This is a genomic window from Streptomyces sp. NPDC051921 (assembly GCF_040680975.1).
Lineage (GTDB): Bacteria > Actinomycetota > Actinomycetes > Streptomycetales > Streptomycetaceae > Streptomyces.
On record NZ_JBFAXU010000009.1, the window covers coordinates 96,821 to 116,944 of the forward strand.

21 protein-coding genes are annotated in these 20,124 nt (G+C 71.9%); 18 read left to right on the forward strand and 3 right to left on the reverse strand.

What is annotated here, in order from left to right; genetic code table 11:
• Window positions 1-93: 93 nt before the first annotated feature.
• The gene (locus tag AB0M16_RS14505; protein ID WP_365342785.1) at window positions 94-789 is read right to left on the reverse strand and encodes a DUF2470 domain-containing protein; all 696 of its coding nucleotides are present in this window, start codon (window positions 787-789) and stop codon (window positions 94-96) included.
• A 218-nt stretch (window positions 790-1,007) separates the two neighbouring features.
• On the opposite strand from AB0M16_RS14505, the gene rpsD reads away from it, so the two are divergent.
• The gene (rpsD, locus tag AB0M16_RS14510) at window positions 1,008-1,622 is read left to right on the forward strand and encodes a 30S ribosomal protein S4 (RefSeq protein ID WP_365342540.1); all 615 of its coding nucleotides are present in this window, start codon (window positions 1,008-1,010) and stop codon (window positions 1,620-1,622) included.
• A 33-nt stretch (window positions 1,623-1,655) separates the two neighbouring features.
• On the opposite strand, the gene AB0M16_RS14515 is transcribed toward rpsD, so the two are convergent.
• Window positions 1,656-3,833: an AAA family ATPase gene (locus tag AB0M16_RS14515; protein WP_365342542.1), complete on the reverse strand. Its 2,178-nt coding sequence runs from the start codon at window positions 3,831-3,833 to the stop codon at window positions 1,656-1,658.
• Window positions 3,834-4,010: 177 nt separating this feature from the next.
• On the opposite strand from AB0M16_RS14515, the gene AB0M16_RS14520 reads away from it, so the two are divergent.
• From AB0M16_RS14520 to nusB, 15 genes are all read left to right on the forward strand, one after another.
• Complete coding sequence (locus AB0M16_RS14520) at window positions 4,011-4,445, forward strand: DUF948 domain-containing protein (protein ID WP_365342544.1); 435 nt, start codon at window positions 4,011-4,013, stop codon at window positions 4,443-4,445.
• Between the two features lie 5 nt (window positions 4,446-4,450).
• On the forward strand, window positions 4,451-4,810 hold the full coding sequence (locus AB0M16_RS14525; protein ID WP_365342546.1) for a hypothetical protein: 360 nt from the start codon (window positions 4,451-4,453) through the stop codon (window positions 4,808-4,810).
• Window positions 4,810-7,479, forward strand: coding sequence for an alanine--tRNA ligase (gene alaS, locus AB0M16_RS14530; protein ID WP_365342548.1), 2,670 nt, complete (start codon window positions 4,810-4,812; stop codon window positions 7,477-7,479). Before AB0M16_RS14525 ends, alaS begins: the two co-directional genes overlap by 1 nt.
• A 2-nt stretch (window positions 7,480-7,481) precedes the next feature.
• Window positions 7,482-7,946, forward strand: coding sequence for a Holliday junction resolvase RuvX (gene ruvX, locus AB0M16_RS14535; RefSeq protein WP_365342788.1), 465 nt, complete (start codon window positions 7,482-7,484; stop codon window positions 7,944-7,946).
• 101 nt (window positions 7,947-8,047) lie between these two features.
• Window positions 8,048-9,820, forward strand: coding sequence for an endolytic transglycosylase MltG (gene mltG, locus AB0M16_RS14540; protein WP_365342550.1), 1,773 nt, complete (start codon window positions 8,048-8,050; stop codon window positions 9,818-9,820).
• Window positions 9,817-10,644, forward strand: a complete 828-nt coding sequence (locus AB0M16_RS14545) for a shikimate dehydrogenase (RefSeq protein ID WP_365342552.1) — start codon at window positions 9,817-9,819, stop codon at window positions 10,642-10,644. Before mltG ends, AB0M16_RS14545 begins: the two co-directional genes overlap by 4 nt.
• Window positions 10,645-10,672: 28 nt before the next feature.
• A complete protein-coding gene (locus AB0M16_RS14550; RefSeq protein WP_365342554.1) occupies window positions 10,673-10,903 on the forward strand; it encodes a hypothetical protein in 231 nt (76 codons plus the stop codon).
• A 131-nt stretch (window positions 10,904-11,034) separates the two neighbouring features.
• Window positions 11,035-12,219 carry a chorismate synthase gene (gene aroC / locus AB0M16_RS14555; protein WP_365342556.1) on the forward strand — a complete coding sequence of 395 codons (1,185 nt, stop codon included), beginning with the start codon at window positions 11,035-11,037 and terminating at the stop codon, window positions 12,217-12,219.
• Entirely contained in the window at window positions 12,216-12,734 is a 519-nt protein-coding gene (locus AB0M16_RS14560; RefSeq protein ID WP_365342558.1) for a shikimate kinase, read from the forward strand. The genes aroC and AB0M16_RS14560 overlap by 4 nt, the downstream gene beginning before the upstream one ends.
• Window positions 12,731-13,825: a 3-dehydroquinate synthase gene (aroB, locus tag AB0M16_RS14565; RefSeq protein WP_365342560.1), complete on the forward strand. Its 1,095-nt coding sequence runs from the start codon at window positions 12,731-12,733 to the stop codon at window positions 13,823-13,825. Before AB0M16_RS14560 ends, aroB begins: the two co-directional genes overlap by 4 nt.
• Window positions 13,822-14,268, forward strand: a complete 447-nt coding sequence (aroQ, locus tag AB0M16_RS14570) for a type II 3-dehydroquinate dehydratase (protein WP_365342562.1) — start codon at window positions 13,822-13,824, stop codon at window positions 14,266-14,268. The genes aroB and aroQ overlap by 4 nt, the downstream gene beginning before the upstream one ends.
• A gap of 115 nt (window positions 14,269-14,383) precedes the next feature.
• Window positions 14,384-15,277 (forward strand): AAA family ATPase, encoded by an 894-nt coding sequence (locus tag AB0M16_RS14575; protein ID WP_365342564.1) that lies wholly within the window; start codon window positions 14,384-14,386, stop codon window positions 15,275-15,277.
• 123 nt (window positions 15,278-15,400) lie between these two features.
• Window positions 15,401-16,507, forward strand: a complete 1,107-nt coding sequence (locus AB0M16_RS14580; RefSeq protein WP_365342566.1) for an aminopeptidase P family protein — start codon at window positions 15,401-15,403, stop codon at window positions 16,505-16,507.
• A 49-nt stretch (window positions 16,508-16,556) separates the two neighbouring features.
• Window positions 16,557-17,123 (forward strand): elongation factor P, encoded by a 567-nt coding sequence (gene efp / locus AB0M16_RS14585; protein ID WP_215071963.1) that lies wholly within the window; start codon window positions 16,557-16,559, stop codon window positions 17,121-17,123.
• A gap of 2 nt (window positions 17,124-17,125) precedes the next feature.
• Entirely contained in the window at window positions 17,126-17,557 is a 432-nt protein-coding gene (gene nusB, locus AB0M16_RS14590; RefSeq protein ID WP_365342569.1) for a transcription antitermination factor NusB, read from the forward strand.
• A gap of 185 nt (window positions 17,558-17,742) precedes the next feature.
• Here the strand turns inward: nusB and bldD are convergent, their stop codons facing one another.
• Window positions 17,743-18,243, reverse strand: coding sequence for a transcriptional regulator BldD (gene bldD / locus AB0M16_RS14595; protein ID WP_030607052.1), 501 nt, complete (start codon window positions 18,241-18,243; stop codon window positions 17,743-17,745).
• A gap of 243 nt (window positions 18,244-18,486) precedes the next feature.
• Here bldD and pyrR point away from each other — a divergent pair, with 243 nt between their 5' ends.
• Together pyrR and AB0M16_RS14605 are read left to right on the forward strand one after the other, a co-directional pair.
• A complete protein-coding gene (pyrR, locus tag AB0M16_RS14600) occupies window positions 18,487-19,056 on the forward strand; it encodes a bifunctional pyr operon transcriptional regulator/uracil phosphoribosyltransferase PyrR (protein ID WP_365342571.1) in 570 nt (189 codons plus the stop codon).
• Between the two features lie 86 nt (window positions 19,057-19,142).
• Window positions 19,143-20,120: an aspartate carbamoyltransferase catalytic subunit gene (locus AB0M16_RS14605; protein WP_365342573.1), complete on the forward strand. Its 978-nt coding sequence runs from the start codon at window positions 19,143-19,145 to the stop codon at window positions 20,118-20,120.
• Window positions 20,121-20,124 lie beyond the last annotated feature (4 nt).

Sequence of the window (20,124 nt, forward strand, 5' to 3'; positions counted from 1 at the left end):
CGTACAGGGGGCTCGGGGGCGCCGGCGCCCGCGCCGTGCTCACCGCGGGTGCCCTGCGCTCCGGCGCCGGTTCCGCCGCCCGCCGGTGAGCGCTCAGGCGCGCGCGGCCTCGAAGAGGCGGTGCATCTCACGGCGCAGCCCGGTGACGTCGCGCACCGGCCGGGGGAAGTCGAAGCGCGCGTCGAAGCAGTGGTCGGGGCCGGAGCTGAAGCGGACGCGCAGTCCGAAGCGGTCGAGGGCCAGGGGGGCGACGTCGCGGGTGGGCACGATCGCGGCGGCGTGGCTGCCGAGCAGCGCGGTCAGCTCGCGCATCCGGTCGCCGTGGGCGGCGTGCAGGTGCTGGAGGACCTCGGTCTCGTGGAGGTGCACCGGGTCGGGCGCGGCCTCCGCGAAGTCCTCCGGGTCCACCGTGCCGCTGCCCCACAGGTCGTCGACGTCGGCCGCGCCGATCTCCAGGCGCAGCATCATCCGGCCGGGTTCGGCGATCCCCGGCAGGCAGGTGAGCCAGCCGTGGATCCAGGCGCGGCCGCGGATACGGTGGGGGACCGAGACGGGGGCGACGTCCGTGAGTTCGAGCACGACCGGCAGTTCGTCGTCCTGGGCGTGCGTGGCCGCGCGCACCGGCGGCGCGTCGGCCGGGTAGAGCAGGAGGATCTCGCCGTCGGGGCCGACCGCGCGGGCCTCGGGGGAGAGCTGCTCGGGCCGGTGTCCCTCGACCCCGGGAATCAGCAGCACCGCGGAGCATGTACTCTGTACGAGAGTTCGTGTGCGCTCGGCTGCTGACGGCATCCGTGCGATTTCAAGCCCGTTCGGACGCGGCTGACCATGAGCTGATCGGACCTCCGTCACATCGATGCCGCTCGTGGCATCCCCTTCGGGATGCGCGGGCGAAGAAGCATCGTTTTTTGTGTTGCCGTCCGTGATGCGCGTGGTGTTCCCCGGGCGAGACATGCGATCTCCTTAAGTAAGGTGAGCCTAACCTAACCTACAACGGAGGTCTGGAGAACGTGCCTAACCAGTCGCGTCCCAAGGTCAAGAAGTCCCGTGCGCTCGGTATCGCGCTGACGCCGAAGGCCGTCAAGTACTTCGAGGCCCGCCCCTACCCGCCGGGCGAGCACGGCCGTGGCCGCAAGCAGAACTCGGACTACAAGGTCCGTCTGCTCGAGAAGCAGCGTCTGCGCGCCCAGTACGACATCAGCGAGCGCCAGATGGCCCGCGCCTACGACCGTGCCAAGAAGGCCGAGGGCAAGACGGGCGAGGCGCTGGTCGTCGAGCTCGAGCGTCGCCTCGACGCCCTGGTCCTGCGTTCGGGCATCGCCCGCACCATCTACCAGGCCCGTCAGATGGTCGTCCACGGCCACATCCAGGTCAACGGCCAGAAGGTCGACAAGCCGTCCTTCCGCGTCCGTCCCGACGACGTCGTGATGGTCCGCGAGAAGTCCCGCGCGAAGACCCTCTTCCAGGTCGCCCGCGAGGGTGGCTTCGCCGCCGACGGTGAGACCCCGCGCTACCTGCAGGTCAACCTGAAGGCCCTGGCCTTCCGCCTCGACCGCGACCCGAACCGCAAGGAGATCCCGGTCATCTGCGACGAGCAGCTGGTCGTCGAGTACTACGCCCGTTGATCCTTCCACGGACGTAGTACACCCCCGCGGTGTTCAGCCCGCCGCTTCCCCGCCCTTTCGGGAGGGGGAGCCGGCGGGCTTCCGCGTTCCCGGGACCGGCGCCCGGCCGCTGCGGAACGGGCGCTGCGCCCGCACCCCGGAACCGCCCCCGATCATGGCCGGATCCCGGCGCTCGGCCAGCGCCCGGTCCACCGCCGCGTCCAGCGAGAGCCCCTCGCCCTCGCGGTACCGGTCCCCGTAGCCCCGGGCGCCGAGCAGCTCGCCCGCCCGCCCCGCGCACAGGGCCCGCGCGCCGTTGAAGTGCGCCGAGCCGAACAACGGCAGACCCACGGCATCCCACACCGGCATCGCCGCGCCCTGCAGCACCGCCGCCTCCGCCGCGTCGCCCTCGGTCACCGCCACCAGCGCCAGCAGCTCGATCGCGAGCACCAGACCCACCAGGTCGCGGAAGGTGTGGTTGATCGTGAGGCACTCGGCGAGCAACTCCCGCGCCGCCGCGTGATCGCCGCCGGTCAACGCCGCGTAGCCCAGTACGTAGAGCGCGTACGCCCGGGTCCAGCGCTCGCCCCGCTCCTCGCAGACCTCCCGCACCTCCGCGCACAGCGCCACCGCCCCCTCCACATCCCCCTGGAAGGCACGCGCCATCGCCAGCTCCACCTGGCCCATCAGCACGTTGCTGTTCAGCTCGCCCAGCTCCCGGTACGCGGCGAGCGCCCGCCCGATCAGCTCCTCGGCCCGCGGCATGTCGTCCGAGAGCAGGGCCAGGCAGCCCATCCGGTGCGTCGCGTACGCCTCCGCCACCGCGTTCCCCGCGGCCCGGGCCCGCTCCCCGCACTCGTGCAGCGCCGCAACCGCCGCCGTGTCGTCGCCCTGCAGGATCGCCACGTAGCCGAGCACCCACAGCGCCTTCAGCCGGGCGTCCTCGTGCGCCGAGTCCGCCGGGGACGCGACCGCGCCGAGCGCCCGGTCCAGCCAGTGCCGCCCCTCGGAGAGCCGTCCGCAGCCCGCCCAGTAGAACCACAGCGTGCCGGCCAGGTGCTGGGCCAGGGACGCGTCCTCCGCCACCTCCAGGCACACCTCGAGCGCCGCCCGCAGATTCGGCAGCGCCACGTCCGTGCAGGCCGCCACCTCCGCCTGCCGGGGGCTGAACCACTCCAGCTCGCACCAGGTGGCAAGACCCATGTACCAGTCCCGGTGACGACGCCGCATCCGCTCCGTGTCGCCCAGCGCCGCCAGCCACTCCGCCCCGTACGCGCCGACCGTGTCGAGCATCCGGTAGCGCGGGCCCGCCGCCGTGTCCTCGCGCGCCACGAGCGCCTGCGCCAGCAGCTCCCCGAGCACGTCGAGCACCCGGTCCGCGGGCAGTCCGGGGCCTCCGCACACGTACTCCACGGCCTCCAGGTCGAAGGGACCGGCGAACACCGACAGCCGCGCCCACAGCAGCCGTTCCTCCGGCGTGCACAGCTCGTGGCTCCAGCCGATCGCCGTCCGCAGCGTCCGGTGCCGGGGCAGCGCGCCCCGCCGCCCCCGGTCGAGCAGCCGGAAGCGGTCGTCGAGCCGCCGCAGCATCTCCTCCACCGTGAGCAGCGGCAGCCGCGCCGCCGCCAGCTCCAGCGCCAGCGGAATCCCGTCCAGGCGCCGGCACAGCTCCCGCAGACTCCCCGGACCGCCGGGCGCTACGGCCGCCCCCGCCTCCACGGCACGCCCCGAGAGCAGGTCCATGGCGTCCGCGTCGTCCATCGGCGCGAGCGTCAGCACCGCCTCGCCGTCCACCCGCAGCGGCCGGCGACCCGCCGCCAGCACCGTGAGCCCGGGGCAGCGCGACAGCAGCTGCCGCAGCAGCCCCGCGCACTCCTCCACCAGATGCTCGAAGCCGTCCAGGACCAGCAGCAGCCGGAGTTCCGCGAGATGCTCCACGAGCACCTCGCGCGGCCGGCGCAGCGTGTGGTCGGTCAGACCGAGCGCCTCGACCAGGGCGTGCGCGACCAGATCCGGGTCGCGCAGCGAGGACAGCTCGGCGAGCCGCACCCCGTCGACGTAGCGTTTCTGCAGCGCCGCCGCGGTCCGCAGCGCGAGCCGGGTCTTGCCGACACCACCCACCCCGACGACCGTGACCAGCCGGAACTCGTCGAGCATCCGGGCCAGTTCGTCCTGTTCCGCGGCCCGTCCCACGAACCGGTTCAGCTCCGCAGGGAGATTGCTCCGTCGCATGGGACACGGAGCGTACTCACCCGGGCGCGCTCCGTACAATCGGTCCCGCGCAACTCCCCTCCCACAAGCGGTAATGCGGTACGGCGGGAGACCTCCGGCGCGATAGGGTCGGAGGACGTTTAGCAGCACGGGTCCGACGACCGTCCGAGGCCCGACGACAGCAGAGAGCGGTGCGGAGTGACCGGTGGTGAGGTTGCCGGGATCCTGGTGGCCGTGTTCTGGGCGATCCTCGTCTCCTTCCTGGCCGTGGTGCTGGTGAGGCTGGCACAGACGCTCAAGGCGACCACCAAGCTCGTGGCGGACGTGACCGACCAGGCCGTCCCGCTGCTCGCCGACGCGTCGGCGACCGTGCGCTCCGCGCAGACCCAGCTCGACCGGGTCGACGCCATCGCCTCGGACGTCCAGGAGGTCACCTCCAACGCCTCCGCGCTGTCCACCACCGTCGCGTCCACCTTCGGCGGCCCGCTGGTCAAGGTCGCGGCCTTCGGATACGGCGTGCGCAAGGCCCTCGGCGGCCGCGGGCGGCAGGACGCGCCGCCCGCCGCCGAGCGGCGTACTGTGATCGTCGGTCGCACCGTGCCGTCCGCGAGGCGCCGGAAGCAGAAGGGCTGAGCACGATGTTCCGCCGTACGTTCTGGTTCACCGCGGGCGCGGCCGCCGGCGTGTGGGCCACCACCAAGGTCAACCGCAAGATCAGGCAGCTGACCCCGGAGAGCCTTGCGGCCCAGGCGGCCGACAAGGCCGTCGAGGCAGGCCACAAGCTGAAGGACCGCGCCGTGGGATTCGCCCTCGACGTGCGGGCGAACATGCTCCAGCGGGAGGCCGAGCTCGGCGAGGCCCTGGGCCTGGACGCCCCGGTCGACCCGGAGCACGACCGCGCGCTGCCGGCACCGCGCCGCAGGGCCGCGCTCGGGCCGCACACCACCCCCACCACCACCACGTATTCGCTCTCGTACAACCGGAATGAGGACCACTGATGGAGTCGGCTGAAATCCGCCGCCGCTGGCTGAGCTTCTTCGAGGAGCGCGGGCACACCGTCGTCCCTTCGGCGTCGCTCATCGCGGACGACCCGACTCTGCTCCTCGTCCCGGCCGGCATGGTGCCCTTCAAGCCCTACTTCCTGGGTGAGGTCAAGCCGCCCTTCACGCGCGCCTCCAGCGTGCAGAAGTGCGTGCGCACGCCCGATATCGAAGAGGTCGGCAAGACCACCCGCCACGGCACGTTCTTCCAGATGTGCGGCAACTTCTCCTTCGGCGACTACTTCAAGGAAGGCGCCATCAAGCTCGCCTGGGAGCTGCTGACCACCTCGGTGGAGCACGGCGGCTACGGGCTGGAGCCGGAGAAGCTCTGGATCACCGTCTACCAGGACGACGACGAGGCCGAGGCCATCTGGCGCGACGTCGTGGGCGTGCCCGCCGAGCGCATCCAGCGCCTGGGCAAGAAGGACAACTTCTGGTCCATGGGCGTCCCCGGCCCCTGCGGCCCCTGCTCCGAGATCAACTACGACCGCGGCCCCGAGTTCGGCGTCGAGGGCGGCCCCGCCGTCAACGACGAGCGGTACGTCGAGATCTGGAACCTCGTCTTCATGCAGTACGAGCGGGGTCGGGGCATCGGCAAGGAGGACTTCGAGATCCTCGGCGACCTGCCGTCCAAGAACATCGACACCGGCCTCGGTCTCGAGCGCCTGGCGATGATCCTCCAGGGCGTGCAGAACATGTACGAGACCGACACCCTCAAGGTCGTCATCGACAAGGCCACCGAGCTCACCGGCGTCGCCTACGGCAAGGCCCACGACTCGGACGTCTCGCTGCGCGTGGTCGCCGACCACATGCGCACCAGCGTCATGCTCATCGGCGACGGCGTCACCCCCGGCAACGAGGGCCGCGGCTACGTGCTGCGCCGCATCATGCGCCGCGCCGTCCGCAACATGCGCCTGCTCGGCGCCACCGGCCCGGTCGTCGGCGAACTCGTCGACACGGTCATCAGGACGATGGGCGAGCAGTACCCGGAGCTGGAGACCGACCGCAAGCGCATCGAGACGGTCGCCCTCGCCGAGGAGGCCGCGTTCCTCAAGGCCCTCAAGGGCGGCACGAACATTCTCGACACCGCCGTCACCGAGACCAAGGCCGCCGGCGGCACGGTCCTCGCCGGCGACAAGGCGTTCCTGCTCCACGACACCTGGGGCTTCCCGATCGACCTCACCCTGGAGATGGCCGCCGAGCAGGGCCTCTCCGTGGACGAGGACGGCTTCCGCCGTCTGATGAAGGAACAGCGGGAGCGCGCCAAGGCCGACGCCCAGGCCAAGAAGACCGGCCACGCCGACGTCACCTCGTACCGGGAGATCGCCGACGCCGCCGGCGCCACCCAGTTCACCGGCTACACCAACACCGAGGGCGAGACCACCGTCGTCGGCCTGCTGGTCAACGGCCTCCCGTCGCCCGCCGCCTCCGAGGGCGACGAGGTCGAGGTCGTCCTCGACCGCACCCCGTTCTACGCCGAGGGCGGCGGCCAGATCGCCGACCAGGGCCGCATCAAGCTGCACTCCGGCGCCGTCATCGAGGTCCGCGACGTGCAGCAGCCGGTCCCCGGCGTCTCCGTGCACAAGGGCTCGGTGCAGGTCGGCGAGGTCACCGTGGGCTCCACCGCCTACGCCGCCATCGACGTGCGCCGCCGCCGGGCCATCGCCCGCGCCCACAGCGCCACCCACCTGACCCACCAGGCGCTGCGCGACGCCCTCGGTCCGACCGCCGCCCAGGCCGGTTCGGAGAACCAGCCCGGCCGCTTCCGCTTCGACTTCGGCTCGCCGAACGCCGTCCCGGGCACCGTCCTCATGGACGTCGAGCAGAAGATCAACGAGGTCCTCGCGCGCGAGCTGGAGGTCCACGCCGAGGTCATGCCGATCGACGAGGCCAAGCGCCAGGGCGCCATCGCCGAGTTCGGCGAGAAGTACGGCGAGCAGGTCCGCGTCGTCACCATCGGCGACTTCTCCAAGGAGCTGTGCGGCGGCACGCACGTGCACAACACCGCCCAGCTCGGTCTGGTGAAGCTGCTCGGCGAGTCCTCCATCGGCTCCGGCGTGCGCCGCATCGAGGCCCTGGTCGGCGTCGACGCGTACAACTTCCTCGCCCGTGAGCACACGGTCGTCGCCCAGCTCCAGGAGCTGGTCAAGGGCCGCCCGGAGGAGCTGGCGGAGAAGATCTCCTCGATGCTCGGCAAGCTGAAGGACGCCGAGAAGGAGATCGAGAAGTTCCGCGCGGAGAAGGTCCTGCAGGCCGCCGCCGGTCTGGTCGACTCCGCCCAGGACGTCCGCGGGGTGGCCCTGGTCACCGGCCAGGTGCCGGACGGCACCGGCGCCGACGACCTGCGCAAGCTGGTCCTCGACGTCCGCGGCCGCATCCCCTCGGACCGCCCGGCCGTCGTGGCCCTCTTCACCACGGCCAACGGCAAGCCGCTCACGGTCATCGCCACCAACGAGGCCGCCCGCGAGCGCGGCTTCAAGGCCGGCGAGCTGGTCCGCACGGCCGCCAAGACCCTCGGCGGCGGCGGTGGCGGCAAGCCGGACGTCGCCCAGGGCGGCGGCCAGAACCCGGAGGCCGTCGGCGCCGCCATCGAGGCCGTCGAGCGTCAGGTGCTGGAGATCGCGTGACGATGCGTCGAGGCCGCCGTATCGCGGTCGACGTCGGGGACGCCCGGATCGGGGTCGCCTCGTGCGACCCCGACGGGGTCCTCGCCACGCCGGTGGAGACCGTGCCGGGGCGTGACGTCCCGGCCGCCCACCGGCGGCTTCGCCAGATCGTCGAGGAGTACGAGCCGATCGAGGTCGTCGTGGGTCTGCCCCGCTCGCTCAGCGGGCGGGAGGGCCCGGCCGCGACCAAGGTCCGTGCCTTCGCCCGCGAGATGGCCAAGGGCATCGCGCCGATCCCGGTCAGGCTCGTCGACGAGCGGATGACGACCGTCACGGCGACCCAGGGGCTGCGGGCCTCGGGCGTGAAGTCCAAGAAGGGACGTTCGGTCATCGACCAGGCCGCCGCTGTGATCATCCTTCAGAACGCTCTTGAGTCCGAACGGGTATCAGGTAATCCGCCCGGTGAGGGCGTCGAAGTGGTCATCTGATCGCGATACGGTAACGTTCCGCGCGATGCGGCGGTGTTCGAACAGCTGCCGCACAACGTAGAGGCGGAACGTCCGGAAGCCTCGCGGCTGTTTGGGGAACGATGACTGATTATGGCCGGAGCCCCGGCTCCGAACCGTGGCACCCCACGGACCCCCTGTACGGGGACCAGGGGTGGGAAGGTCAGCAGCACTACCCGCAGCAGGCGCAGTACGGCCACCAGGACCCGTACGGGCAGCAGCAGGCGTTCGCCGACGGCATGTACCAGCAGCAGCCGCAGGCCTATGACGCGCAGCAGCAGTACGGCGCGCAGCAGTACGGCGGACACCAGTACGACGGACATCAGTACGGCGGGCAGCACTACGACGGGCAGCAGTACGGCAACCCGGGCGGTCACGACACGCCCGGGTACCCCGCACAGCAGTACGACGGCAACTGGGAGACCGGCCAGGCTGCCATGCCGTACAACGCCCCTCCCGCCGATCCGTACGGCGGGCAGAACCCGGACTTCTACGGCACCCCCGAGGCCTACCCGCCGCCGCAGCCCCCGGGCCGCCGGCAGGTCCCGCCGCAGCCGGCGACGGACTGGGACGCGGAGCCGCAGGAGGAGGACCATCCCTTCTTCACCGGTGAGGAACCCGCCACGGGCACCCGGCGCCGTCGCGGCCGCGAGGAGCGCGAGGACGAGTACGCCGCCGACGAGGACGACCACGAGGACGCGTACGAGGAGGAGCCGGCCGATCGCCGCGGCTCCCGCTCCGGCGGGGACCGCCGCGGCAACAAGGGCCGCAAGGCGAAGAACGGCATGGCCTGCCTGGTGGTGGCTGCCGTCATCGTCGGCGGCGTGGGCGGAATCGGCTACTTCGGCTACCAGTTCTGGCAGGGCCAGTTCGGCGCGGCGCCGGACTACGTGGGCACGGGCTCGGGCGACGTACAGGTCGAGATCCCCCGCGGCGCCGGTGGCTACGACATCGGCAACATCCTGAAGAAGGCCGGCGTCGTGAAGAGCGTCGACGCCTTCGTCTCCGCGCAGCAGAAGAACCCCAAGGGCATCTCCATCCAGGCGGGCGTCTACACCCTGAAGAAGGAGATGTCGGCGGAGAGCGCGGTCGCGCTGCTGCTCGACCCGGCGAGCCAGGCCAACTTCGTCATCCCCGAGGGGAAGCGCAACGCCTGGGTGTACGAGCAGATCGACAAGCGTCTCGACCTGAAACCCGGCACCACGAAGGGCATCGCCACCCAGCAGGCGAACAGCCTGGGCCTGCCCGACTGGGCGAAGAACCACGCCGAGGTCAAGGACCCGCTGGAGGGCTTCCTCTTCCCGGCGAGCTACCCGGTGGCCAAGGGCGCCAAGCCCGAGGACGTGCTGCGCAGGATGGTCGCGCGCTCGAACGCGGAGTACGGGAAGCTCGATCTCGACGCGAAGGCGCGGGAACTCGGTCTGAAGGGGCCGTGGGAGCTGGTCACGGTCGCGAGCCTCGTGCAGGTCGAGGGCAAGTACAAGCACGACTTCGACAAGGTCTCGCGGGTCGTCTACAACCGGCTCAAGCCCGGCAACATGGAGACCGTGGGCCGCCTGGAGTTCGACTCCACGATCAACTACCTCAAGGGCGAGAGCACGCTCGACGTCGGCCAGGTCAAGGACCTCCGCAAGATCCAGGACCCGTACAACACGTACCGCGTCCAGGGCATGATCCCCGGCCCGATCAGCAACCCGGGCCTGGACGCCCTGCATTCCGCCATGAACCCCACGCCCGGCCCGTGGTACTACTTCGTGTCGATCAACGAGAACAAGACGGTCTTCGCGGTGACGATCCAGGAACACAACAAGAACGTCGCGGAGTACGAGAAGGAGCGGGAGAAGTCGGGCCAGTGAGTACACGACACCGGGCGGCCGTTCTCGGCTCGCCCATCGCCCACTCGCTCTCCCCGGTGCTGCACCGGACCGCGTACCGGGAGCTCGGTCTCGACGACTGGTCGTACGGCCGGTTCGAGGTCGACGAGGCCGCGCTCCCCGGCTTCGTGCGCGAGCTGGACGCGTCGTGGGCGGGGCTCTCGCTGACCATGCCGCTCAAGCGGGCGATCATCCCGCTGCTCGACGAGATCACCGACACCGCGGCCTCGGTCGAGGCCGTCAACACGGTCGTCCTCACCGAGGACGGGCGTCGCGTCGGCGACAACACCGACATCCCCGGCATGGTCGCCGCGCTGCGTGAGCGGGGCGTCGAGAAGGTGGACTCCGCGGCCGTCCTCGGTGCGGGGGCCACCGCCTCCTCCGCCCTCGCCGCGCTCGCCCGGATCTGCCCGGGTCCGGTCACCGCGTACGTACGCAGCGAGGCCCGCGCCGACGAGATGCGCGGCTGGGGCGCGCGGCTCGGCGTCGACGTGCGCACCGCCGCCTGGGACGACGCGGCCGGGGCCTTCGCGGCGCCGCTCGTGATCGCCACCACTCCGGCCGGGACCACCGACGCCCTGGCCGAGGCCGTGCCCGACGCGCCCGGCACGCTGTTCGACGTGCTGTACGACCCGTGGCCCACCCGGCTCGCGGCCGCCTGGTCGGCGCGGGGCGGCCGGATCGTCGGCGGGCTCGACCTCCTGGTGCACCAGGCGGTGCTCCAGGTCGAGCAGATGACGGGCCGCGCGCCGGGGCCGCTGGCCGCGATGCGGGCGGCGGGGGAGCAGGCGCTCGCCGGGCGCTGATCCGTGGATCAAGGGGGAAAGACAGGTCATGGGGGGCGACGTGCTGCTCGCGTCGAAATGGGACATCGCCGTCGATCTTCTCTGGCTGGTCCGGGGAATGATCCGCTTCGTCCTGATGGACGGGCCGGCCTGGATCCGCTATCCGGTCATCGCACTGGGGGCCGCGCTCGTCCTGTACGTGGTGGGCTCCTGGTGTCGTGACTGGTGGTCGCAGCGGGGGAGCGAGCCGGAGGAGGCGGAAGCCTCACCCGAACCGTGAGACATGTGTCCCGACCCGTGGACCGGAGATCGATCGGGTCCGCGGACGTGGGAGGATCGGGGGAGGCGGACCAGGGCCGCGCACCCAGGTCGCGCCGTCGCAGTGCCCAGGCGCGAGCATGAGGAGCATCGTTGAGCAGGTTGCGTTGGCTGACGGCGGGGGAGTCCCACGGACCCGCGCTGGTTGCAACCCTTGAGGGACTTCCGGCCGGCGTTCCGGTCACCACGGAGCTGGTGGCGGACCATCTCGCGCGGCGGCGTCTCGGCTATGGACGCGGTGCCCGCATGAAGTTCGAGCAGGACGAGGTCACCTTCCTGGGTGGCGTCCGGCACGGCCTGTCCCTCGGCTCGCCGATCGCCGTGATGGTCGGCAACACCGAGTGGCCCAAGTGGGAGAAGGTCATGTCGGCCGACCCGGTCGACCCCTCCGAGCTCAAGGAGACCGGCCGCAACGCGCCGCTGACCCGCCCCCGCCCCGGTCACGCCGACCTGGCCGGCATGCAGAAGTACGGCTTCGACGAGGCCCGGCCGATCCTGGAGCGCGCCAGCGCCCGCGAGACCGCCGCCCGCGTCGCCCTCGGCGCCGTGGCCCGCTCCTTCCTGAAGGAGTCGGCGGGCATCGAGATCGTCTCGCACGTCGTGGAGCTGGCCTCCGCCAAGGCCCCGTACGGCGTCTACCCCACCCCGGCCGACGTCGAGAGGCTCGACGCCGACCCGGTGCGCTGCCTCGACGCCGACGCGTCGAAGGCGATGGTCGCCGAGATCGACCAGGCCCACAAGGACGGCGACACGCTCGGCGGCGTCGTCGAGGTCCTCGCGTACGGCGTGCCCGTCGGCCTCGGCTCCCACGTGCACTGGGACCGGCGCCTCGACGCCCGGCTCGCCGCCGCGCTCATGGGCATCCAGGCCATCAAGGGCGTCGAGGTCGGTGACGGCTTCGAGCTCGCCCGGGTGCCCGGCTCCCAGGCCCATGACGAGATCGTCAAGGGACCGGACGGCATCACCCGCAGCTCCGGCCGCGCCGGTGGCACCGAGGGCGGCCTCAGCACCGGCGAACTGCTGCGCGTCCGCGCCGCGATGAAGCCGATCGCCACCGTCCCGCGTGCCCTGGCCACCGTCGACGTCGCCACCGGCGAGGTCGCCGCGGCCCACCACCAGCGCTCCGACGTCTGCGCCGTCCCGGCCGCGGGCATCGTCGCCGAGGCGATGGTCGCGCTGGTCCTGGCGGACGCCGTCCTGGAGAAGTTCGGCGGCGACAGCGTCCCGGAGACCCGCCGCAACGTGCGGTCCTACCTCGACAACCTCCACATCCGGTGACCGGCGGCCCGCTGGTCGTCCTCGTCGGCCCGATGGGCTCCGGCAAGTCCACGGTGGGCGCGCTCCTCGCCGAACGGCTCGGCGCGCCCTACCGGGACACCGACGCCGACATCGTCGCCGCCGAGGGACGTGAGATCGCGGACATCTTCGTCGAGGACGGCGAGGACCACTTCCGCGCCCTGGAGCGCGAGGCCGTGCGCCGTGCCGTCTCCGAGCACGAGGGCATCCTCGCGCTCGGCGGCGGCGCCGTGCTCGACGCCGCCACCCGCGACCTGCTGCACGAGCTGCCCGTCGCGTACCTCTCGATGGACGTCGAGGCGGCCGTGCGCCGCGTCGGCCTCGGCGCCGCCCGGCCGCTGCTCGCCGTCAACCCGCGCCGCCAGTGGCGCGAGCTGATGGACGCGCGCCGCCATCTGTACGAAGAAGTCGCGAGCGCCGTCGTCGCCACCGACGACCGCACGCCCGAAGAGGTCGCCGACGCGATCCTCGACGCACTGGAGTTGAAGGACGTATGACGGACCAGGCAGTGACCCGTATCCAGGTCGGCGGCTCCGCGGGCACCGATCCGTACGAGGTGCTGGTCGGCCGGCAGCTGCTCGGTGAGCTCCCCGGCCTGATCGGCCCCCAGGCCAAGCGGGTGGCCGTGATCCACCCCGAGGCGCTGGCCGAGACCGGCGAGGCGCTGCGCGCCGACCTCGCGGACCAGGGCTACGAGGCCGTCGCCATCCAGGTGCCCAACGCGGAGGAGGCCAAGACCGTCGAGGTCGCCGCCTACTGCTGGAAGGCGCTCGGCCAGACCGGCTTCACCCGCAGCGACGTCATCGTCGGCGTCGGCGGCGGCGCCACCACCGACCTGGCCGGCTTCGTCGCCGCGAGCTGGCTGCGGGGCGTGCGCTGGATCGCCGTCCCCACGACCGTCCTCGCCATGGTCGACGCCGCAGTCGGCGGAAAGACCGGCATCAACACCGCCGAGGGCAAGAACCTCGTCGGCGCCTTCCATCCGCCCGCCGGCGTGCTGTGCGACCTGGCCGCGCTCGACTCGCTGCCCGTGAACGACTACGTGAGCGGACTCGCCGAGATCATCAAGGCCGGCTTCATCGCCGACCCGGTCATCCTCGACCTGATCGAGTCCGACCCCCAGGCCGCCCGCACCCCCGCCGGACCGCACACCGCCGAGCTCATCGTGCGGTCGATCGAGGTCAAGGCCGAGGTCGTCTCCGGCGACCTCAAGGAGTCCGGCCGCCGGGAGATCCTCAACTACGGGCACACCCTCGCCCATGCCATCGAGAAGAACGAGCGGTACAAGTGGCGCCACGGCGCAGCCGTCTCGGTCGGCATGGTCTTCGCCGCCGAGCTCGGCCGGCTCGCCGGGCGTCTCGACGACGCCACCGCCGACCGGCACCGCGCCGTCCTGGAGTCCGTCGGGCTGCCGCTCACCTACCGCGGCGACCAGTGGCCCAAGCTCCTGGAGACCATGAAGGTCGACAAGAAGTCCCGCGGCGACCTGCTGCGCTTCATCGTCCTCGACGGTCTGGCCAAGCCGGTCGTGCTGGAGGGGCCCGACCCGGCCGTCCTCGTCGCGGCCTACGGCGAGGTGTCCGCGTGACCGAGCGGCGTCGCGTTCTCGTCCTCAACGGCCCGAACCTCGGCCGCCTCGGCTCCCGCGAGCCCGACATCTACGGCGCCACCTCCTACAAGGGCCTCGTCGAGTCCTGCCGGACCCTCGGCGAGGAACTGGGCTTCGACGTCGAGGTGCGCGAGACCAACGACGAGGGGGAGATGATCCGCTGGCTGCACGAGGCCGCCGACGGTTCGCTCCCGGTCGTCCTCAACCCGGGCGCGTTCACCCACTACTCGTACGGGATGCGTGACGCGGCCGCCCAGCGCACCGCGCCGCTCATCGAGGTGCACATCTCGAACCCGTACACCCGTGAGGAGTTCCGGCACACCTCGGTGGTCGCCGCCGTCGCCACCGGGACCGTCGCCGGCTTCGGCATCGGCTCCTACCGGCTCGCCCTGCGCGCGCTCGCGGAGGAGCTCGACGCCTGACGGGCACCGCTTCGGGCACGACGATCCGCCCCCGGCCGTTTCCCCTGGGGAAGCCGGGGGCGGTAACGTTCCGGCAACGACGGAATCATCGGCGCAGGGACGGAGTGGGCACCGGATGCAGCACGGGATGGGGGCTCCGTTGCCACCGCACGAAGCCGCGGGCCAGGCGCACTGGGTAGCCGGGGTCCCCGGAGCCCGGGCCCAGGGCGGACACCCGTCCGTCCCGCCGGTCCCCGCGCACCACCCGTACCCGGCTCCGCCGAGCCCCCAGGGCCCCCCGGCTCCGCAGGCCCAGCCCCCGTACGCGCCGACTCCGCACGGGGCCGCTCCGCAGGCACCGCACGCCGCACAGGCTCCGCACCCGGCCGCGCCCCAGGGGCCGTCGGCCGGGTGGGGCGGTGGCCAGGTCACCGGGCCCATCACGATGCCGCCCGCCGTCACCGGCACCGGAGCCGCCACGCTCGCCGTGCTGCTGATCGGCCCGGCCGGCGCGGGCAAGACGACCGTCGCCCGCCACTGGGCCGCCCGGCGACCGGTCCCCACCGCCCACATCAGCCTCGACGACGTGCGCGAATGGGTCTGCTCCGGCTTCGCCGACCCCCAGTCGGGCTGGAACGAGCACTCCGAGGCCCAGTACCGGCTCGCCCGCCGCACCTGCGGCTTCGCCGCCCGCAACTTCCTGGCCAACGGCATCTCGTGCATCCTCGACGACGCGGTCTTCCCCGACTGGCCGGTGGTCGGCCTCGGCGGCTGGAAGCGCCACGTGGGCCCCGGCCTGCTGCCCGTCGTGCTGCTGCCCGGCCTGGACGTCGTCCTGGAGCGCAACGCCGAGCGCAGCGGCAACCGGCGCCTCTCGGACGAGGAGGTCGCCGCGATCCACGGCCGGATGGCCGGCTGGTACGGCTCCGGGCTCCCGATCATCGACAACTCGACGTACGACGTGGAGACCACCGCCCGCGTCCTGGACGACGTCCTGGCCCGCGCGATATCCGGCCGGCCCCCGGCCTGACCCGCCGACCCGCCCGACCCCGCCGCGCAAGGTCGACACCCGCCCGGTCGACGCCCGGTCGGCCGCTGCCCGGAAGGGCGTCCACAACAGGCCACCAGGCCCCGCCGCTCGTAGGCTCGGAACATGTCTGAGGTGTATGCGGACCGTCGTCTACGGCTGCGCGACCGGTGCGCGGCAGCGGGCAGCCCGGCGGCCCTGGTCTCCCGCCCCGCCAATGTCCGCTATCTCGCAGGCGGTTCGCCCGCCGGCGCGGTACTGCTGCTCGGCCCCGACGAGGACGTGCTGCTCCGCCCCACCGCCCCGGGCGGCGATCCCGCCGACGGACGCGTCGACGAGCTGCTGCGCCAGCTGGTGCTGCCCACCGACGGCGGCGATCCCGCGGTCGCGGGCGTCGACTTCTCCCGCAAGGCCGGCGCGGACGCGCTCGCCGTCGAGGAGCACCACCTGACCGTGGCGCGGCACCGTGCCATGGGCTCGGTCGCACCCGGGCTGCGCCTGGCCGACCTCTCCTACGCCGTCGAACAGCTGCGCATCGTCAAGGACGAGGACGAGATCGCCTGCCTGCGGATCGCCGCCGAGATCGCCGACCAGGCCCTCGGCGAGCTCCTGGAGTCGATCCTGGTCGGCAGGACCGAGCGGCACCTCGCCCTCGAACTCGAACGCCGGCTCGTGGACCACGGGGCCGACGGGCCCGCCTTCGCCACCTCCGTGGCCACCGGGCCGCACGCCGGGCGGGCCGGGCACAAGCCGACCGACCGCCGGGTCGAGGAGGGCGATTTCCTCTCCGTCTGCCTCGGCGCGAACTACCGCGGCTACCGCTGCGAGATCGGCCGCACCTTCGTCATCGGCACCACCCCGGCGGACTGGCAGATCGAGCTGTACGATCTCGTCTTCGCCGCTCAGCGGGCCGGCCGGGAGGCGCTCGTACCCGGTGCCGAGTACCGGGACATCGACCGCGCGGCCCGGCAGATTCTCGCCGCGGCCGGCCATGGCCACGCCACCACGCCCCTCACCGGGCACGGTGTGGGCCTGGAAATCGAAGAGGACCCGCAGCTCGCACCCGCGGCCATGGGTAAACTGGACGCTTGTGTGCCGGTCACCGTCGAACCGGGGGTCCACCTCCCGGGCCGGGGCGGCGTCCGGATCGATGACACGCTCGTCGTGCGCCAGGAGGCGGACGGCGGACCCGAGCTACTCACCATCACGACCAAGGAGCTGCTCGCGCTGTAAGGCGCGTACGCCTCCCTGGTCCCACGTCAGTCCAGGAGATTCCGCAACCGTGGCTTCCACGAACGACCTCAAGAACGGCATGGTGCTCAAGCTCGACGGGGACCAGCTGTGGTCCGTCGTCGAGTTCCAGCACGTCAAGCCCGGCAAGGGCCCGGCCTTCGTGCGCACCAAGCTCAAGAACGTGCTGTCCGGCAAGGTCGTCGACAAGACCTTCAACGCCGGTGTGAAGGTCGAGACGGCCACCATCGACCGCCGCGACATGCAGTTCTCGTACATGGACGGCGACTACTTCGTCTTCATGGACATGCAGACGTACGACCAGCTGCACGTCGACCGCAAGGCCGTCGGCGACGCCGCCAACTTCCTCATCGAGGGCTTCACGGCCTCCGTGGCGCAGCACGAGGGCTCCGTGCTCTACGTCGAGCTCCCGGCCGCCGTCGAGCTCACCATCCAGCACACCGACCCGGGCGTGCAGGGCGACCGCTCCACCGGTGGCACCAAGCCCGCCACCCTGGAGACCGGCCACGAGATCCAGGTCCCGCTCTTCATCACCACCGGTGAGAAGATCAAGGTCGACACCCGCACCAGCGACTACCTCGGCCGGGTGAACAGCTAACCGTGGCCGCCCGGAGCAAGGCCCGCAGGCGGGCCTTCCAGATCCTGTTCGAGGCCGACCAGCGTGGTGCCTCGGTACAGGAAGTCCTCGCGGACCAGGTCCGGCTCCACCGGGCCGACGACCGCCAGCCGCCGGTGAACGACTTCACCATGCAGCTGGTGGAGGGCTATGCCCAGCACGTGGCCCGGATCGACGAGCTCATCGCGACCTACGCGGTGGACTGGGACCTCGACCGGATGCCCGTCGCCGACCGGAACATCGTGCGCCTCGCCGCGTACGAGCTGATCTGGGAGGACGGCACGCCGGACGCGGTGGCGATCGACGAGGCCGTGCAGCTCGCCAAGGAGTTCTCCACGGACGAGTCGCCGACTTTCGTGAACGGTCTGCTCGCGCGCTTCAAGGACCTGAAGCCGCGCCTGCGCCGGGACGCCTGAGCGGCTCCCCGGCAGTCGAAGGGGCTCGCAGCACGCGACGTGCTGCGGGCCCCTTCGCCGTTTGCTCCGCGCCGTACCGCCGCACGGGTGAATCGGGCCGCGGCCCACGGAAAAACGCCGGGGCCCCGGGAGTCGCGATGACTCCCGGGGCCCCGGCGGCACGTTTCTGCGCTTGACCTGTCGGGTCAGCTCTCCTCGTGGGCGACCGCGCGGCGCGCGTCGGCGTCGAGGACGCCCCAGCTGATCAGCTGCTCGGTCAGGACCGAGGGGGACTGGTCGTAGATGACGGCGAGGGTGCGCAGGTCGTCCTGGCGGATCGACAGCACCTTGCCGTTGTAGTCGCCGCGCTGCGACTGGATCGTCGCCGCGTAGCGCTGGAGGGGGCCGGCCTTCTCCGCGGGGACGTGGGCCAGGCGCTCCAGGTCCAGGACCAGCTTCGGCGGCGGCTCGGCGGCCCCGCCCGGCGTGGTGCCCGGCAGCAGCTCCTGCACCGGCACCCCGTAGAAGTCCGCCAGCTCGGCCAGACGCTGCACGGTCACGGCGCGGTCGCCACGCTCGTACGAACCGACCACGACCGCCTTCCAGCGGCCCTGGGACTTCTCCTCCACACCATGGAGGGAAAGGCCCTGCTGGGTGCGGATCGCACGGAGTTTGGCCCCGAGCTGCTTTGCGTATTCGCTGGACATAACGCTCCCGGACGCTGTGACGACTGCGGCTGCGCCGCGCGGCTGGTAACTCACTGTGAGGTTACGCAGCGTGACACTCTCCCGTCAAGCCGAATGGTCCATACCGCCCCCTCCCGAGCGACGGCGCCCGGAGTGGCGTACCGGCGGTGAGCTGGGCACTCCACCACCCTGGTAAGGTGGACGGCGCAATTCCGACGTCCTTTAAGGTCCGTCCCGTGAGGCGGAGAAGGAGGTCCGTTTCATATGGACGCACAGCAGCAGCACACCGATACGGCGCGGCCCGTTCTCGAGGCCCCCGACATCGCGCGGGTCCTGACCCGCATCGCCCACGAGATCGTCGAGCGCGCCAAGGGCGCCGACGACGTGGTCCTCCTCGGCATCCCGACCCGCGGTGTCTTCCTCGCCCGCCGGCTCGCCGACAAGCTCGAGTCGATCACCGGCACGAAGATCCCGGTCGGCTCCCTGGACATCACCATGTACCGGGACGACCTGCGGATGAAGCCCGCCCGCGCGCTCGGCCGCACCGAGATCCCCGGTGACGGCGTCGACGGCCGCCTCGTCGTCCTCGTCGACGACGTCCTCTTCTCCGGCCGCACCATCCGCGCCGCCCTCGACGCGCTCGGCGACATCGGCCGCCCCCGCGCGGTCCAGCTCGCCGTCCTCGTCGACCGCGGCCACCGCGAGCTGCCGATCCGCGCCGACTACGTCGGCAAGAACCTCCCCACGTCGCTGCGGGAGACGGTCAAGGTCCAGCTCGCCGAGGAGGACGGTCGCGACACCGTGCTGCTCGGCAGCAAGTCCGCCTCCTCCTAGCCGGACCGGCACCCCCGCCGGGTCCAGGGCACACCCCTGCGCACCCGCATGCCCTCGCACCTCCCCACCACGGAGAGAACACCCCGATGATGCGTCACCTCATCTCGGCCGCCGACCTCACCCGCGACGACGCCGTCCTCGTCCTCGACACCGCCGAGGAGATGGCCCGGGTGGCCGACCGGCCCATCAAGAAGCTCCCGACCCTGCGCGGGCGGACGATCTGCAACCTCTTCTTCGAGGACTCCACCCGCACCCGGATCTCCTTCGAGGCGGCCGAGAAGCGCCTCTCCGCCGACGTGATCAACTTCGCGGCCAAGGGCTCCAGCGTCTCCAAGGGCGAGTCGCTCAAGGACACCGCGCAGACCCTGGAGGCGATGGGCGTCGACGCCGTCGTCATCCGGCACAGCGCCTCCGGCGCCCCTTACCGCCTGGCCACCTCCGGCTGGATCGACGCGCCGGTCATCAACGCCGGCGACGGCACCCACCAGCACCCCACCCAGGCCCTGCTCGACGCCTTCACCATGCGCCGCCGCCTGGTCGGCCGGGACGCCGGCCTCGGCAAGGACCTGGCCGGCAAGCGCGTCACGCTCGTCGGCGACGTCCTGCACAGCCGGGTCGCCCGCTCCAACGTCGACCTGCTGCACACCCTCGGCGCCGAGGTCACCCTGGTGGCCCCGCCCACCCTCATCCCGGTCGGCGTCGAGAACTGGCCCTGCGAGGTCTCGTACGACCTCGACAGCGTGCTGCCGAAGTCCGACGCGGTGATGATGCTGCGTGTGCAGCGCGAGCGGATGAACGCCGCCTTCTTCCCGACCGAGCGCGAGTACTCGCGCCGCTACGGGCTCGACGGCGACCGGATGGCGAAGATGCCCGAGCACGCCATCGTCATGCACCCCGGGCCGATGGTCCGCGGCATGGAGATCACCGCCGAGGTCGCCGACTCCGACCGCTGCACGGTCGTCGAGCAGGTCGCCAACGGCGTCTCCATCCGGATGGCCGTCCTCTACCTGCTGCTCGGCGGCTCCGAGCCCGCCGCCACCACCCGTACCACCGAGGAGAGCTGAGACC